This is a genomic window from Sorangium sp. So ce145 (assembly GCF_051525985.1).
GTDB classification, from domain to species: Bacteria; Myxococcota_A; Polyangia; order Polyangiales; family Polyangiaceae; genus Sorangium; species Sorangium cellulosum_B.
This window is the reverse complement of record NZ_CP150315.1, coordinates 3936105-3950080: the sequence shown is the minus strand read 5'-3', so window position 1 is coordinate 3950080 and position 13976 is coordinate 3936105. Positions and strand designations below refer to the sequence as shown.

At 71.8% G+C, this 13976-nt stretch carries 12 protein-coding genes; 9 read left to right on the top strand and 3 right to left on the bottom strand.

The features are described 5' to 3' along the window. Positions 1–13 precede the first annotated feature (13 nt). The 3 genes from WMF34_RS15035 to WMF34_RS15025 all read left to right on the top strand — a co-directional run bounded on the left by WMF34_RS15035 (position 14) and on the right by WMF34_RS15025 (position 3999). Positions 14–1462 (top strand): serpin family protein, encoded by a 1449-nt coding sequence (locus tag WMF34_RS15035; RefSeq protein WP_437993714.1) that lies wholly within the window; start codon positions 14–16, stop codon positions 1460–1462. Positions 1463–1579: 117 nt separating this feature from the next. Then, complete coding sequence (locus WMF34_RS15030) at positions 1580–2767, top strand: acyl-CoA dehydrogenase family protein (RefSeq protein ID WP_437993713.1); 1188 nt, start codon at positions 1580–1582, stop codon at positions 2765–2767. Between the two features lie 173 nt (positions 2768–2940). After that, on the top strand, positions 2941–3999 hold the full coding sequence (locus WMF34_RS15025) for an LNS2 domain-containing protein (RefSeq protein WP_437993712.1): 1059 nt from the start codon (positions 2941–2943) through the stop codon (positions 3997–3999). Positions 4000–4091: 92 nt separating this feature from the next. On the opposite strand, the gene WMF34_RS15020 is transcribed toward WMF34_RS15025, so the two are convergent. Then, positions 4092–5288, bottom strand: a complete 1197-nt coding sequence (locus WMF34_RS15020; RefSeq protein WP_437993711.1) for a vWA domain-containing protein — start codon at positions 5286–5288, stop codon at positions 4092–4094. Between the two features lie 339 nt (positions 5289–5627). On the opposite strand from WMF34_RS15020, the gene WMF34_RS15015 reads away from it, so the two are divergent. Beyond that, entirely contained in the window at positions 5628–6245 is a 618-nt protein-coding gene (locus WMF34_RS15015; RefSeq protein WP_437993710.1) for an HAD family hydrolase, read from the top strand. 27 nt (positions 6246–6272) lie between these two features. Here WMF34_RS15015 and WMF34_RS15010 read toward each other — a convergent pair whose 3' ends face one another. Beyond that, positions 6273–6941 (bottom strand): DUF2293 domain-containing protein, encoded by a 669-nt coding sequence (locus WMF34_RS15010; protein WP_437993709.1) that lies wholly within the window; start codon positions 6939–6941, stop codon positions 6273–6275. A gap of 219 nt (positions 6942–7160) precedes the next feature. On the opposite strand from WMF34_RS15010, the gene WMF34_RS15005 reads away from it, so the two are divergent. Next, positions 7161–7745 (top strand): class I SAM-dependent methyltransferase, encoded by a 585-nt coding sequence (locus WMF34_RS15005; RefSeq protein WP_044968501.1) that lies wholly within the window; start codon positions 7161–7163, stop codon positions 7743–7745. A gap of 135 nt (positions 7746–7880) precedes the next feature. Beyond that, positions 7881–8690: a fumarylacetoacetate hydrolase family protein gene (locus WMF34_RS15000; protein WP_012235501.1), complete on the top strand. Its 810-nt coding sequence runs from the start codon at positions 7881–7883 to the stop codon at positions 8688–8690. Between the two features lie 51 nt (positions 8691–8741). Here WMF34_RS15000 and WMF34_RS14995 read toward each other — a convergent pair whose 3' ends face one another. After that, positions 8742–9419: a glycoside hydrolase family 11 protein gene (locus WMF34_RS14995; protein WP_437994636.1), complete on the bottom strand. Its 678-nt coding sequence runs from the start codon at positions 9417–9419 to the stop codon at positions 8742–8744. Here WMF34_RS14995 and WMF34_RS14990 point away from each other — a divergent pair. From WMF34_RS14990 to WMF34_RS14980, 3 genes are all read left to right on the top strand, one after another. Then, entirely contained in the window at positions 9328–9678 is a 351-nt protein-coding gene (locus WMF34_RS14990) for a hypothetical protein (RefSeq protein WP_437994725.1), read from the top strand. The genes WMF34_RS14995 and WMF34_RS14990 overlap by 92 nt on opposite strands. A gap of 1060 nt (positions 9679–10738) precedes the next feature. Beyond that, on the top strand, positions 10739–12376 hold the full coding sequence (locus WMF34_RS14985) for a hypothetical protein (RefSeq protein WP_437993708.1): 1638 nt from the start codon (positions 10739–10741) through the stop codon (positions 12374–12376). 37 nt (positions 12377–12413) lie between these two features. Next, positions 12414–13955, top strand: coding sequence for a hypothetical protein (locus tag WMF34_RS14980; RefSeq protein WP_437993707.1), 1542 nt, complete (start codon positions 12414–12416; stop codon positions 13953–13955). Positions 13956–13976: the final 21 nt, after the last annotated feature.

Below are 13976 nucleotides of genomic sequence, written 5' to 3'. Positions count from 1 at the left end.
GTACCGCAGCGCCATGGCCAGACCGATCTCGTTCTTCACGACCGCGCTGTGCACGTTGCTGGGGCTCGGGTGTCAGGCCCGGGACGGCGCCCCGCCGGCCGCGCCGGCCCCGAGCGCGTCCTGGTGCGGGCCCGCCGACTGCGGCCCCCTCTCGGTGCCCGTCTGCGACGATGGCTCCAGCGGCGCCCCGCAGTGCGTGCGCGCCCAGAACGGGGCGTGCCAGTGGGTGCGCGTCTGTCAGGGCCCGGAGCCGGCCGCCGGGACGGCAACCCCTGGGCCGAGCGAGCCCGCCACGCCGGACGCTCAGCAGGCCGACCCGCCGCCGGCCCCGGCGCTCGCGGACACGAACGCCGCGTTCGCGCAGCGCCTCTACGGCAAGCTCGCCGCCACGAAAGACAAGCTCTTCTTCTCGCCGGCGAGCATCTCGACCGCGCTGGCCATGACCTACGCCGGCGCCCGGGGCGAGACCGCGGCCCAGATGGCGAAGACGCTCGAGTTCACCCTCCCGCCCGAGGCGCTCCACCCCGCGTTCGGCGGGCTCCTCAAGGAGCTGGCGCTGGAGACCGGGCCCAAGGGGCCCGAGCTCCGGATCGCCAACCGGCTGTGGGGCCAGGCCGGGCTTCCGATCGAGCCCGCGTTCCAGAGCACCACCCAGCAGCACTACGGGGCCGGGATCGAGCTCGTCGACTTCAAGGGCGGGAGCGAGCCGGCGCGGGGGCGCATCAATCAATGGGTCGAACAGCAGACGAACGGGAAGATCAAGGACCTGATGCCCGCCGGCAGCATCACCGGTCTCACGCGGCTCGTGCTCACGAACGCCGTCTACTTCAAGGGGAAGTGGGCGACGCCGTTCGACAAGCAGGCCACCAAGAACGAGCCGTTCACGGTCAAGCCCGGGACGGCGCCGGCCGTGCCGATGATGCGCAAGACGCTCCAGGCGGGCTTTGGAAAGACCGCTGACGCGTCGGTGCTGGAGCTCGCGTACGAGGCGCAGAGCCCCGAGCGCCGGCTGGCCATGGTCGTCGTCCTGCCCGCGCAGGTGGACGGGCTGGCGAAGGTGGAGCAGCGCCTGGCGGCGGGGGAGCTCAAGGCGTACGTGGAGGCGCTCCAGCCGGCGCGGGTCGACGTGGCGCTCCCGCGCTTCAAGATGACCGCCGAGCTCGAGCTGTCGTCGACCCTGAGCGCGCTGGGCATGCCGCTCGCGTTCGACGACAAGAAGGCCGACTTCACCGGGATCACGAGGGCGGAGCCGCTCTTCATCTCCCAGGTCCGCCACAAGGCGTTCGTGGAGGTCAACGAGGAAGGGACCGAGGCCGCCGCGGCCACGGGGGTCGTCATGACGACACGGTCGGCCCCGGCGCAGCCCCAGGTGTTCCGCGCGGATCACCCGTTCGTGTTCCTGATCCGCGACGTCGCGACAGGCACCGTGCTGTTCCTGGGCCGCGTGACCGACCCGCGATGACGCTCCTCCTGGCGGAGGGGGGCCGAAAGTCCGCGCGGAGCGCCAGAACCGCCGTACGATGAGCCGTTTTGCCGGGCCTTCACGGGCTCCGCCAACCCCCATCTCGAGGAGCGAGCGATGAAGAACGAAGACGCCGCGAAGGTGCTGCATGCCGTCCGTGACCTGGCCCCCGCGATCGCCTCACGGAGCGCCGAGATCGAGGAGGCGCGGCGCCTCCCCGCGGATCTCCTCGGCCAGCTCAAGGCGGCGGGTTGCTTCCGGATGTTCGTGCCGAGGAGCCACGGCGGCCACGAGGTCGATCTGCGCACGGGGATGGACGTCCTCGAGGCGCTCGCCCGGGCGGACGGGGCCACCGGCTGGACCGTGATGATCGGCTCGGAGAGCCCGAACCTCTTCGCGCTCCTGCCGCGCGAGCGCTTCGACGCCATCTACGCCGGCGGGCCGGACGTGATCATCGGCGGCGGCTTCAACGCGCAGGGGGAAGCCCACGCGACGGACGGCGGCTACCGGGTCACCGGGCGCTGGAGCTTCGCGAGCGGCTGCGAGCACGCCAGCTGGCTGTTCGGGAACTGCGTGATCATGGACGGCGGCCGCCCGAGGATGAGCCCGGCAGGCGAGGCGGGCGAGGTGCGCGAGATGCCAGAGATGCGGGGCATGCTGTTCCCGGCGAGCGAGGCGCGCATCATCGACACCTGGTCCGTGCTCGGCCTGCGCGGCACGGGGAGCCACGACATCGCGCTGGAAGGGGCCTTCTGCCCCGAGGCGAACACGTTCGATATCTTCCGGGGCGAGCCGTCGGTAGCCAGGCCGGGCTTCGTCGCGCCGCTCCTGCACTTCGTGCTCCACATGGGGGCCGTGGCCGTGGGGATCGCCCAGGGGGCGCTCGACGACGTCGTGACGCTCGCGAGCTCGGGCAAGAAGCGGCTGTATGCGCGCGCCCAGCTGGCGGACTCTCCGCTGTTCCAGGTGAACCTCGGCCGCGCCGAGACGAGCGTCCGCGCGGCGCGCGCCCTGCTGCGCGACACGGGGGACGAGCTCTGGGACGCGTGCGTGAACAACCCGGGCGCCGCCCTCGCCATGGCGCCGCGGATCTCGGGCGCCCTGGCCTGGGTGACGGAGGTGACCGCCCGGGCCGTGGACGCCTGCTATCAGGCAGGCGGAGGCGGAGTCGCCCGGAATGCCTCGCCCGTGCAACGGCGGTTCCGGGACATTCACACCTTCTCGCAGCACGCCGCCGCCGCGGAGGGCTGGTTCGGCCAGGTCGGCGCCGCGCTCCTGGGGCAGCCGACCGGATTCTGGACCTGAACCTTAGCGATCACCGTCGTGAACGTGGACGTGGACGTGAACGTGGTCGTGGTCGTCAACGGCTCGATCGTGAACGTGAACGTCACCCGGAGATCGCCGCTCTCACGATTCACGTCGGCCGGCGCACGACCACGACCACGTTCACGACCACGACCAACGCGGTATACGTGGACATGGTGCGCCCCGCTCCGCTCGCCCTGCTGGTCCTCGCCGCCGTCTCGTTCGTCGCCTGCGCCGGTGCCCCGCGCCACGCGGACGCTCCCGCGCCGCCGCGGCCCAGGGCAGGCGCCTGCCCGGCCCGTCCGGCCTGCGACACGCCGCCCCCGGTCGCCCTGCCGCGCGGGTTCAGGCACACGCGCTCGCGCCTGGTCGCGGCCGGGTGGCCGCGCCACCGCGGGCGCGACCTCTTCGCCCGCGCCGACGGGCCCCAGTGGGCCATCGCGAAGCTCGCTTACGGGCCGCAGGACGACGATCTCGAGGATGAGGACGTCGAGGCCTACCTGCTCCGCGGCTGCAGCGGCGCCTGGGAGCGGCTCGGCACCTTCCGGACGAGCGACGACGACCACCCGCACCCGACCACGGAGGGGATCCCGGACACCGGCGGGCGCGTCTACATCGACCTCACCGCGGGCCGGCGCCTCGAGGTCGGCCGGCACCGCGTCCACCTCGCCGTGGCCGGCGACGCCACGAGCGCGGATCTATTCATCGAGGTCCTCCCGCCCGGCGCGCAGGTGGCCGTGACCGACGTCGACGGGACGCTCACGTCGAGCGAGGTGGCGGTCGTCAGCGAGCTCGTCGGCGGCGGCCCGCCAGCCGCCCACCCCGGCGCGGCAGAGGCGATGCGCGCCCTCGCCGAGAGCGGGATCTACCTTTTCTATGTGACAGCGCGCCCCGAGTGGCTCGTTGGCAGCACGAGGGTCTGGCTGCGAGAGCAGGGCTTCCCGCCGGGCATCCTCCACACCACCATCGGCGTCACCGGCGCGTTCGGCGGCGCGGCGGCCAGGTACAAGACCATCGAGCTCGGATGGCTCAAGGCGCGCACGGGCATCGTGCCCTCCTTCGGCTTCGGCAACATGCCGAGCGACGTGGCGACGTACACGGCCGCCGGGATCCCCGCCTCGCGGTGCTTTTATTACAAGCTCGGCGGCGATCTCCGCGGCGGCGTGCCCCACGAGGACTACCGGAGCCTCGCCCAAGCGCTCTTCAGCCCACAGGCCGCCTGCGCGCCCTGAGGGAAGCGCTCGCGACGCGGGCCTGCGCGCCACGCGCCCCGAGCCACGCGCGCGGCGGGCGCGCCCGGATCAGGGTGCGCCCCCGCCGCCGATCACTGCGGGATGTCGATCACGTCCTCGCAGGTGAAGTCGACGCCCAGGGACGCCTGGGGATCGGACTGTATCGCGCCGCACACGCTCTCGCAGAGCTCGATCTGCGTCGGGTTCGACGGATTGTCGTAGCGCCAGGCGTCGGCGCTCGCGCACTCCTGATCGTACGCGACGGCCTTCGGCTGGCCCCCTCCGCTCGTGTACGTCACGCGCACCCGCTGCTTGTCGAACGTCCGCCCGTCGGGAGCGGCCGGGATCGCGACCGTGCACGACACCGCGGCGCCGCGGATCTCGTCGATCGCCGCCCTGAACGCGGTCGCGGTCGCGTCGGGGTTGCCGGTCTCGATGATGAACGCCTTCCCCGTGCCGCCCGCCACCGCGATGTCGCGCAGGTTGTCGACGTTCCCCGGCTCGTCCTCCGGCGGGTTCGCCACCCCGATCACGTAGGTCGGGACGTTGTCCTGGTGCGCCCCCTCGACACGCCTGACGACGGCCTCGATGCTGTCCGCGTCTCGGCTGCAGCGCTGCGGGTAGCCGTCGGTCACGAGAACGAGCGCGTACTTCCCGGGGTTCTCCTGGCGCTGCGCCTTGATGAAGGTGACCGTCCCGTCGACCACGAACGCCGTCGGCGTGCTCGTGCCCCAGTCGTCGTCGTTCGCGGGCGTGACATCGTCGATCGCCTCGCCGAACGCCTCGGAGGGCAGCGGCGTCATCTCGACGTCCGGCGTGCGGTAGGTGCTGGCGTCGCACATCCGCCGCTCGCCGGGGAAGAACGTGAGCGAGGCGGTGAGCCCCGCGGACGCCGGATCCTTGAAGAACTGCTTGGTCGCGGCGACGACGGGATCCCACTTGAGCTCCTTGCTGTGCGAGGGCCTGTCGTTCATCCCCATGCTGCCTGACACGTCGAACGCGACAGCCAGGTACACGGGCTGGAGCCCGGCCTGGGCCGATTGCGTGGCGCACGCCTCGCCGGCCCCGGTCGAAGGGCCTGCGCCGCTGCTGGGGTTGCCCGAGCCGGCGCCGCTGCCCGAGGTCACCCCCCCTGAACCGAAGCCGCCGTCGTCGCCTCCGCTCCCATTACCCGAGCTGTTCCCGGCGCCCGAGCCGCTCTGATTGAGGTTCTCGTCACCACCGCCGCCGCACGCCGCGCTGGCCACGGCGACCGTGAACAAGGCAATGCCCATCGCAGGCAATCTCATGGCCTGACTCCTTTTTAAGTAAGTACCGGCGCCGCGCGCCGGTAGATAAAGCAGACCACCACACGAGACCTCAGGAGCCGGCGCATCGCCGGACCACGCTCCTGAGAACTCGCCACCCATGCCCAGTATAAGCCATCGCGCAGCGCATTGCGAGATGCGCCTTCTCAAAGTTCGTAGCTCGTATCAGTTTCGTGACATCGGGCTCGTTCGCGCTGGCCCGCGCTGGTTCGCGCTGGCCCGCGCGCCTTCAGCGCAACTCACCCGTGTGGCCGCACGCCTGTGCGCCCGTGTGACCTGTGTGCGCACACAGGCGCGCGCCGGTGCTACGGTTCGCGCCTGATGGTCCGCGCAGTGTGTTTCGATCTGATGGACACCGTCCTCTACGACCCGTACCGGGAAGCGCTCGCCGCGGCGATCCGGTCCGCCGCGCCCGCCGCGCCCGCCGCGCGCGCCGAGATCGCCAAGCACCGCGACCCCACGTGCTGGCCTGCGTTCGAGATCGGCGAGATCGATGAGGCCGAGTTCGCTCGCCGGTTCTTTCGTGAAGGCGCCGAGGGGTTCTCGTTCGACCTCGACGCGTTCAACCGGGTGCGCCGCGCGGGATATCGCTTCTTGCCCGGCGTGCGGGAGGTCGTCGCGTCGCTCGAGGGCCGCGCGCTCAGGTTCGTGGCGAGCAATTACCCCGTGTGGGTCGAGGAGGTGCGCGAGGCGTTCGCGCTCGACGTCCTGTTCGAGGGCGTCTATTCGAGCCATCACCTGGGCGTGCGCAAGCCGGCGCGCGAGTTCTTCGATCGGCTCATGACGCGCATCGGGGTCGGCGCTGGCGAGTGCCTGTTCGTGGACGATCGCGCGGAGAACTGCGAGGCGGCGGCCGCCATCGGGATGCGCGCGCACGTGTTCGACGGGGCCGCGGGGCTGCGCGCGCGGCTGGTCGGCGAGGGGCTGCTCGGCGCGTGACGGGCTCGCCCCGCGCCGCCCCGCGCGTCAGAGCGCCGCGCAGAGCGGGCACGACGCGCCCGCGTGCGGCGCGTCGCCACGATGGAGATCGAGGATGGCGCGGGAGATCTGCGCGAGCTCGCGCCGCACCTCGCGGCGCATCCCCTTCACGCGCGGGATGGCCATCGAGTCGTAGGCCGTGGTCTGGTGCCGCATCCAGGCGATCACGGCCGACTCGGCGCGCTGCGCGACCGGGATCCGCTCGGTGCGGGCGACGGTGCCGCTGCCGACCGGCGTGGCGTGCAGCGTCACCTTGGTCGCGATCGCCCGCGCGAGCGCCGCGTAGCGCGGCGAGAACCGGAGGAACGCGGCCACCGCCGCCTCGAACTCGCGCACGTACTCCTCCTGGTCGCGCTCCCTCCGCCGGGCATCCGCCTCCCGCTTCTTCGCGTACGCGGGCGTGCTGCGCTCGGCCTCGAGCGCCGCGCGGGCGGCCTCGATGGTGGCGGCCGGCGCCCAGAGACCCCGGGAGAACGTCTTCCTCCCGCGCTTCTCGACGACCATCCAGGACGGGCCCGCGAGCTTCACCCGGCGGGTGAGCCCGGCGTCGCCCGGGGGAAGGCACGCCCAGCCTTCGGGCGGCGAGAGCAGCGCGCCGTCGGGCGCGCGGAAGCGGCGGGGATCCGGGGTCGGGGCCAGGGTCAGGCACTCGGGCATGGCAAACCGCCGGCGTGCTAGGCCAGGTCATGCCGCGCGTCCAGAAGACGCCGGCCGGCGCCGTCGCCCCACGCCGAGGCGGCCCCGCCGCCACCCCGCGCCGGAGCGGCCCCGCCGCCACCCCGCGCCGGAGCGGCCCCGCTGGATGGTACGCTCCGCGCCGGCGAGGGGCGCTCGCCGGTGTTCGCCCCGGCGCGGCCAGCAGGACAGGAGGACAGCGTGTCGGACGACGATCGCACGAGGTGGGACGCCCGCTACCGCGAGGGCGGCGGCGATCCGGGGGAGCCGTCCGCCGTGCTCACGGCGCTCGATCCGCTCCTGCCCCGGCGCGGGCGCGCGCTCGACCTGGCGGGCGGCGCGGGTCGTCACGCCCTGTGGCTCGCGCGGCGCGGGCTCGACGTGACGCTGGCCGACATCTCCGAGGTCGGGCTCGGCGTCGCGCGGACCGCCGCGGCGAGAGAAGGGCTCGCGCTGCGCACGGTGGCGCTCGACGTGGAGCGCGACCCGCTCCCCGCCGGGCCGTGGGACCTCCTCCTGATCTTCTACTTCCTCGAGCGCAGGCTCGCGGCCTGCGCGGCGGAGCTCGCCCCGGGCGGGCACCTCGTCGTCGTGCACCCGACGCGGTCGAACCTGCTGCGGCACGCGCACCCGAGCGCGCGCTGGCTGCTCGACGACGGCGAGCTGCCGGGGCTCCTCGGCGAGGCGCTCGAGGTGGTCCGTTACGAGGAAGGGTGGCTCGAGGAAGGGCATCACGAGGCTCGCCTCGTCGCGCGACGCCGGGGCGTCGCGGCGCCTCCTCGGTGACGGCGGCCCGCCGCCGACGTCGCGAGACGACCACGACGCACGAGCTCCGCGCTGGCGGGCGCCCGGCGCTCGAACGTCGCGGCGCGCGGGTCTCCGAGGCTTGCCGCGACGCGAAGATCGCGCTTTGCTCGCGCCATGCGCTTCGCTCGCCTCGCGCCTCCCGATCAGGATCGCCCAGCCTTCTTCGCCCGCCTCGACGGCGCAGCCGCGCTCGTCCTGGACGCTCCGCCCTGGCTCGGCGGCAAGACCACGGGGGAGGCCGTGGCGTGGACCGACATCGACCTCGCCTGCCCCGTGGCCCCCACGAAGATCGTGTGTGTGGGGCGCAATTACGCCGCGCACGCGCAGGAGCTGGGCAACGACGTCCCGGTCGAGCCGCTCCTCTTCCTCAAGCCGCCCTCGGCGCTCATCGGTCCTGGCCAGTCCATCGTGCTCCCTCCGGAGAGCCAGCGGGTCGAGCACGAGGCGGAGCTCGGCGTGATCATCGGCCGCCGCGCCCGGGCCGTGCGGCTGGAGGACGCGCTGGACCACGTGCTCGGGTACACCTGCCTGGGCGACATCACCGCGCGGGATCTGCAGCGGAAGGACGTGCAATTCACGCGGGGCAAGGGGTTCGACACGTTCTGCCCCGTGGGGCCGTGGATCGAGACGGCGCTCGATCCCGCGGCGCTCCGCGTGCGGGCAGTCGTGAACTCCCAGGTGCGGCAGGACGGGATGACGGCGCAGATGATCTGGGGAGTGCCCGAGCTGGTCGCGTACATCAGCCGGGTGATGACGCTGGAGCCTGGCGACGTCATCGCGACCGGGACGCCCCAGGGCGTGGGGCCGATCGTGTCCGGCGACGAGCTCGTCATCGATATCGCCGGCGCCACGGCCGAGGCGCGCGGGGTCGGCGCGCTGCGGGTGTCCGTGGTCGCGCGGGGAGACGGCGCGAGCGGGCGCTAGCTCGGCGAGCGGCCCGGGGGGCGGGGCGGGTCGACGCTCGCTCCCCGGCGCTCACCTCATGGAGAAGCTCACCTCGGCCCTTCCGCTGCTCTGATATCCTTCCACGAGCATCGAGACCTCGCTCAAGGTCCCCATGTTCATGCCCAGGCTCTTCCATGCGTCGAAGTGGTTGGCGACGGTGATGGTTCCGCTCGTGCGCTTCTGCATGCGAACGCTCCAGAACTGGGGAGGGGCATTGACGCCATCAATCCCAATCACATCGGATCGATCGATTCTGTAGATTTCATAGACGCCTCCGTCGCTCGTGACGGTGCCCATGGTCCTTGTTCCGCCAGGGGGGCGCCAGGTGCCCCAGCCGTCAACGATATAATATTCGACGTTCGGGTTCTTCGTCCATCCATAGACACCCAGGTAGGCGTTGCCCGCTGGCTGAAAGTCAGCCTCGTAGGTCACGATCTGATTCCCCGACCCGGGCCTCAGGCCTTTGCGGCCCAGCAAATTGTTGATATCGCTCCATTCCACGCTGAAGCCATCCGCGGTGCTGGTCAGGCAGCCGGTCCCCTGGTCCACCCAGAGTTGATAGGTGAAGCCGCAGTGGTCGCCGGTTTGATTGCTGCAGACCGACTGTTCGGATGTCGTGCACGTGTCGGGCGCGCCGCCGGCCCCACCCTCCCCGGCGGCCCCGCCGGCCCCGCCGCCGCCCGTCCCCGAGCTGCTGCTCGACGACAAGCCCCCGCCCGCCCCACCGGTCCCGCCGCCGCCCGTTCCCGAGCCGCTGCTCGACGACGAGCCCCCGCCGGTTCCGCCGCCGCCCGTTCCCGAGCTGCTGCTCGACGACGAGCCCCCGCCGGCCCCGCCGCCGCCCGTTCCCGAGCTGCTGCTCGACGACGAGCTGCTCGACGAGGAGTCCGGGACTTCGAGGTCCTCGCCCACGATGCGCTCGGCGTTGCACGCCAGCAGGCCGCATGCGACCGAAGCGGATACGTAGACAAGCAAGGGAGCGACGCGCATTTGAAGGGTTCTCCATGATGGACCGGCCGAGCCTCAAACTTCTTCTCTCGATGGATTCATGAACCCATCGAGCCGTCTGCGGCCCCTTCGATCCAGCGGTCAAAACTCGAATGTTCCGGCGAGCGCGCCCATGTTCCCGGTGATCATGGATGCACCCGCAGTGCCTGCGCCGACCACAGGCCTGGCGATCACGACGTTTGTCGAAGAGACACTCAGACACTCACATGCGAATACCCCATGTAATGGGGATAGGCATCACTTCAGAGAGAGCGAGAGCACCCCGGACGCGCAGCCGCAAGAAGCAAGTAATCCCCGCAGTAGCCTCACTCGGCGTCGGCCCTTGCGCGATCCCGCGACCGGCTGCGGCGCCCGGCTGAGAGAAGCCCGGACCGTCAAGGGCGGCTTGGAATATTCTTATATCCATGAGGCGAAAGTCAAGGGTCCTTACGGCTTCATCGCGGCAGTTCCGCTGTGCCGTGCCGCGCAAGATACAGCCACGCTGCGCGCACGGGTTCGATCATGGACCTCTGTCGGCCCTAGATTCGTTCACTCTCCTGGAAAAGCGACGACCGCGCGATCCGGGCGGTCACGACGGCGGAGGCGAAGGTACCGAGGGCGGAACGGCCGCGTCTGGGCTGCGCAGTACCGGTGCGTTGTCAACCGGAAAGCGCGCCATGCGAGGCACCTTGACTCGCTGGTAAGGCCCGTTGACCCTTTGAGACCAACGGCAGCATTGCGGTCTCGGGTGACATTTTCTCGCAAATGGGCCAAAATTCGTAGATTCCTGCGGATTGACCCTGCGCAGCAGGCGTGAGTAGCATGCCCCCGTGTGTTTCATTGCGCATGTGTGCTCGATTCTTCTCACGTTTGGGGCCCCAACCGGCTTCACGAGCTCGGCCGGCGCTGGCAGCAGCCATGCGAAGGTGAAACCGAGCGCCACGGGTATCCGCGTCGTGCCCATGGCAACGAGCGAACGGGCGGGGGTGCTCCTCGAAGGAGCATGGTGAGGCGGAGACGAGGTCATGCGTTCTAGATCGATGGGTCGCGCTCGAGGGGTCCTCCGTGCGCTGGCGTCCGTCGCGCTCGGTCTGGCCGGAGCGGCCGGCAACACGGGGTGCTACTCCGACAGCTGCGCGGACAGCTACTGGTGCGAGGTTCCGCCGCCGGAGCCGTCTCCTTGTGACGGGGATCCGACGACGGCGCCGGCGCTCGACCTGTGCGGCGTGTTCGTCAGCAAGGGGGGCGACGACGACAGCCCCGGCACGAAGGGCGCGCCGGTGAGGACGTTGCAACACGCGATCGGGCTCGCCGCGCACGGACGAGGCCACGGCGAGGCGCCGACCCGGCGCGTGTACGCGTGCGGCGGGTCGTTCGAGGAGGCCATCTCGCTCCCCCAGGGTGTCGACCTCTGGGGCGGCCGTCTGTGCGCCGGCGGCGACTGGTCCTACGGAGGGCCGCTCGACGAGCAGAGCGCGTTGACCGTCATCGCTCCGCCGGTGGGGATCCCGGTGCGCGTCATCGCGGGGGACGACGCGGTCATCGGGCGGGACGACGCGACGTCGGTGATCTTCGGCGTGCGCGTCGAGGCGGCCGACGCCTCCGCGAGCGACCACAAGTCGTCGATCGCGATGATCCTGGAGCAGAGGGCCAGGGCGATCGTGCGGTCGAGCGTGATCCTCGCGGGCGATGGCAAGGATGGAGACCCCGGCGAGGACGCGCCGAGCTTCCGCGCGAAGGCCGGCGTGGTCGGGAACAACGGCGCGGACGCCTGCACCGCGGACGCCGCGCAGGGCGCCCTTCCGGTCGTGACCCTGTGCGACGACGGGATCGAGTCGACGGGTGGCGAGGGGGCTCGTGGAGGCGTCGAGGCGGGTAGCGACGGGACGCCAGGACTGCCGGAGGCGGTCGGGACTTCGGAGGAGCGCGGCCTGGCTGGCAGCGGCGCGTCCGGCATGGCGTGCACCGATGGGCAGAAGGGAGCCAACGGCGCCGATGCGGAGCGCGGCGCCGGAGCGGCGGGAGCTGGCCTCCTCGACATCTACGGATGGGTCGGCGTCCGCGGTAAAGACGGGGAGAAGGGCGGCGTCGGCCAGGGCGGCGGCGGGGGTGGCGGTGGAAAAGGGCGCGACCGCATGAACGTCCCCACGAACGCGTGTCCGGCGGATCGGCCCCAGGGCGGGGCGGCCGGCGGATCAGGCGGCAGCGGCGGGTGCGGGGGCAAGGGGGGCAAGGGAGGCGACTACGGCGGCGCGAGCATCGCCATCGTGGCCTTGAAGGGGAGCGACCTCACGGTCGATGCCAGCACGGTCCTCGGCGCCAAGGGCGGCAACGGCGGGGTCGGCGGAACGGGCCAGTGGGGCGGCTTTGGCGTCGACGGCGGCAAAGGTGGACGCGGTTTCTTGACCAACACGTCGCGAGGGTGCGACGGAGGCCTTGGCGGCGCCGGCGGTCGCGGGGGCGACGCTGGCGGCGGTCACGGTGGCCACTCGTTCGGCATTGCCTCGGTGGGCGCCTCCGTGGCCATCTTGGAGCTCGCGACGGTCTTGCCCGGACAAGCCGGCAAGGGAGGGCCCGGTGGCAATGCATCCGCGGAAACCAAGTACGGCACGGGGAACGATGGGACTGCGTGGTTCTGGTACAGGTTCGATGAGCAAGCTCCGGAACCGCCTCGATGAACCGCCCTGTGCCGGAGGCGCACGTCAGGAGAGCTTCATGAGAAAGAGCACCGCTGCTGCCTTCGTCCTTCTGCTGTCGCCGTGGGCGACCGGCTGCGGAACCGCTCCCGGCGTGAACGACCCTGGCGTGACGCCTTGTGAAGGCACCTCGTGCGAGGACGAGCCGCCCCCGGAGTCGGTCTGCGTCGAGCACGTCGCCGCCGATATCCTCGACGACGGCTGCGGCGTGTTCCTCGCCGGAAACGTCGGTGGCGGCGACGACAGGAACCCCGGCACGAAGGCGAAGCCGGTGTACACCGTCGAGCGCGCCATCGAGCTCGCGCGCACCCGACGAGGGCGCGTGTTCCTCTGCAACGAGGGATTCATCCCGAGTCAGTTCAGGGTGCCCTCCGGCGTGGATCTTCTCGGGGGCTTCCACTGCCTGAAATGGGAGCGCGATCCCGCGCGCCCGTGGACCCTGTTCAATCGCGTGACGGTCGACGGGCCCCTGGTGATCGTCGAGCCGGCTGGGCCCGAGGACAGCGGCGCCGCGGACGGGGTGTCGACGCTCGCCGACCTCCACTTCATCGCGAGGGGTCCGATCGGCGTGCTCGCTCAGTCCAACACGGCAGTGGAGATCCTGCGGAGCGAGATCGGCGCTGACGGCGGCGTGCCAGGCCTCGACGGCGAGATGTGGCCTCGTTACAGCCCACCGGCCGGACCGGATGGCATGTACGCCGCGGAGGCGTGCTCGGCGGCCGTCGTCGCCGGCGGGCCTGCGAACGTGAACGAGTGCGAGAGCGGGCTCACGAGCATCGGCGGCAAGGGAGGGGACGGGCTGCCCGACAGCGCCGGGGATGGAGGCGACGGGGAGCCCGCTTCAGGGCTGGACCCTTCGCCCTCCGGGCTCGGTGGCACCGGAGAGGAGGGCAGCGTCTGGTGCCGCATCGGATCCGACGGGGTCGCTGGGTTTCCGGGGACGCGGGGAGTTCCCGGCACGGGCATCGGGCGCCTCACCGAGACCGGGTGGGAGGGCGGCACGGGGGGCGAGGGGACGTGGGGAACGCCGGGCCAGGGTGGCGGCGGCGGCGGCGGTCGCCTGGGCGGGCTCGCCGCATGCGGCGCGGCTTCCAAGGGAGGCGCAGGAGGAGGCTCGGGCGGGGCCGGCGGTTGCGGAGGCCGGGGGGGTCGCGGGGGAGCGAACGGACATCCGGCCATCGGCGTCCTCGCGCTTCACGCCCGGGTGACCGTGCGCGACAGCGTGATCACGACCGTCTCCGGCGGCAAGGGCGGCGACGGCGGGCCACCCCAGGAAGGCGCCAGAGGCGGTCGAGGCGCGCCGGGCGCCGCCGATCTGGACGCCTTTCAGGGCTGCAGGGGCGGCAGCGGCGGCGAAGGAGGGCCCGGCGGCTACGGCGGCCCGGGGCGAGGCGGCGACTCGATCGGCGTCGCCTACCTCGACGAGGACCAGCTCACGCTCGAGGGCGTCACCTTCGACATCGGCCCCCCGGGCCATGGCGGCATCAGCCGGAACTATGATGGCAGCACGACGGCGGCGGAGGACGGCAACTCCGTCAAGACGCTGCGGTTTCCTGAATAGCTGGATTGACGCTCGCCGCGG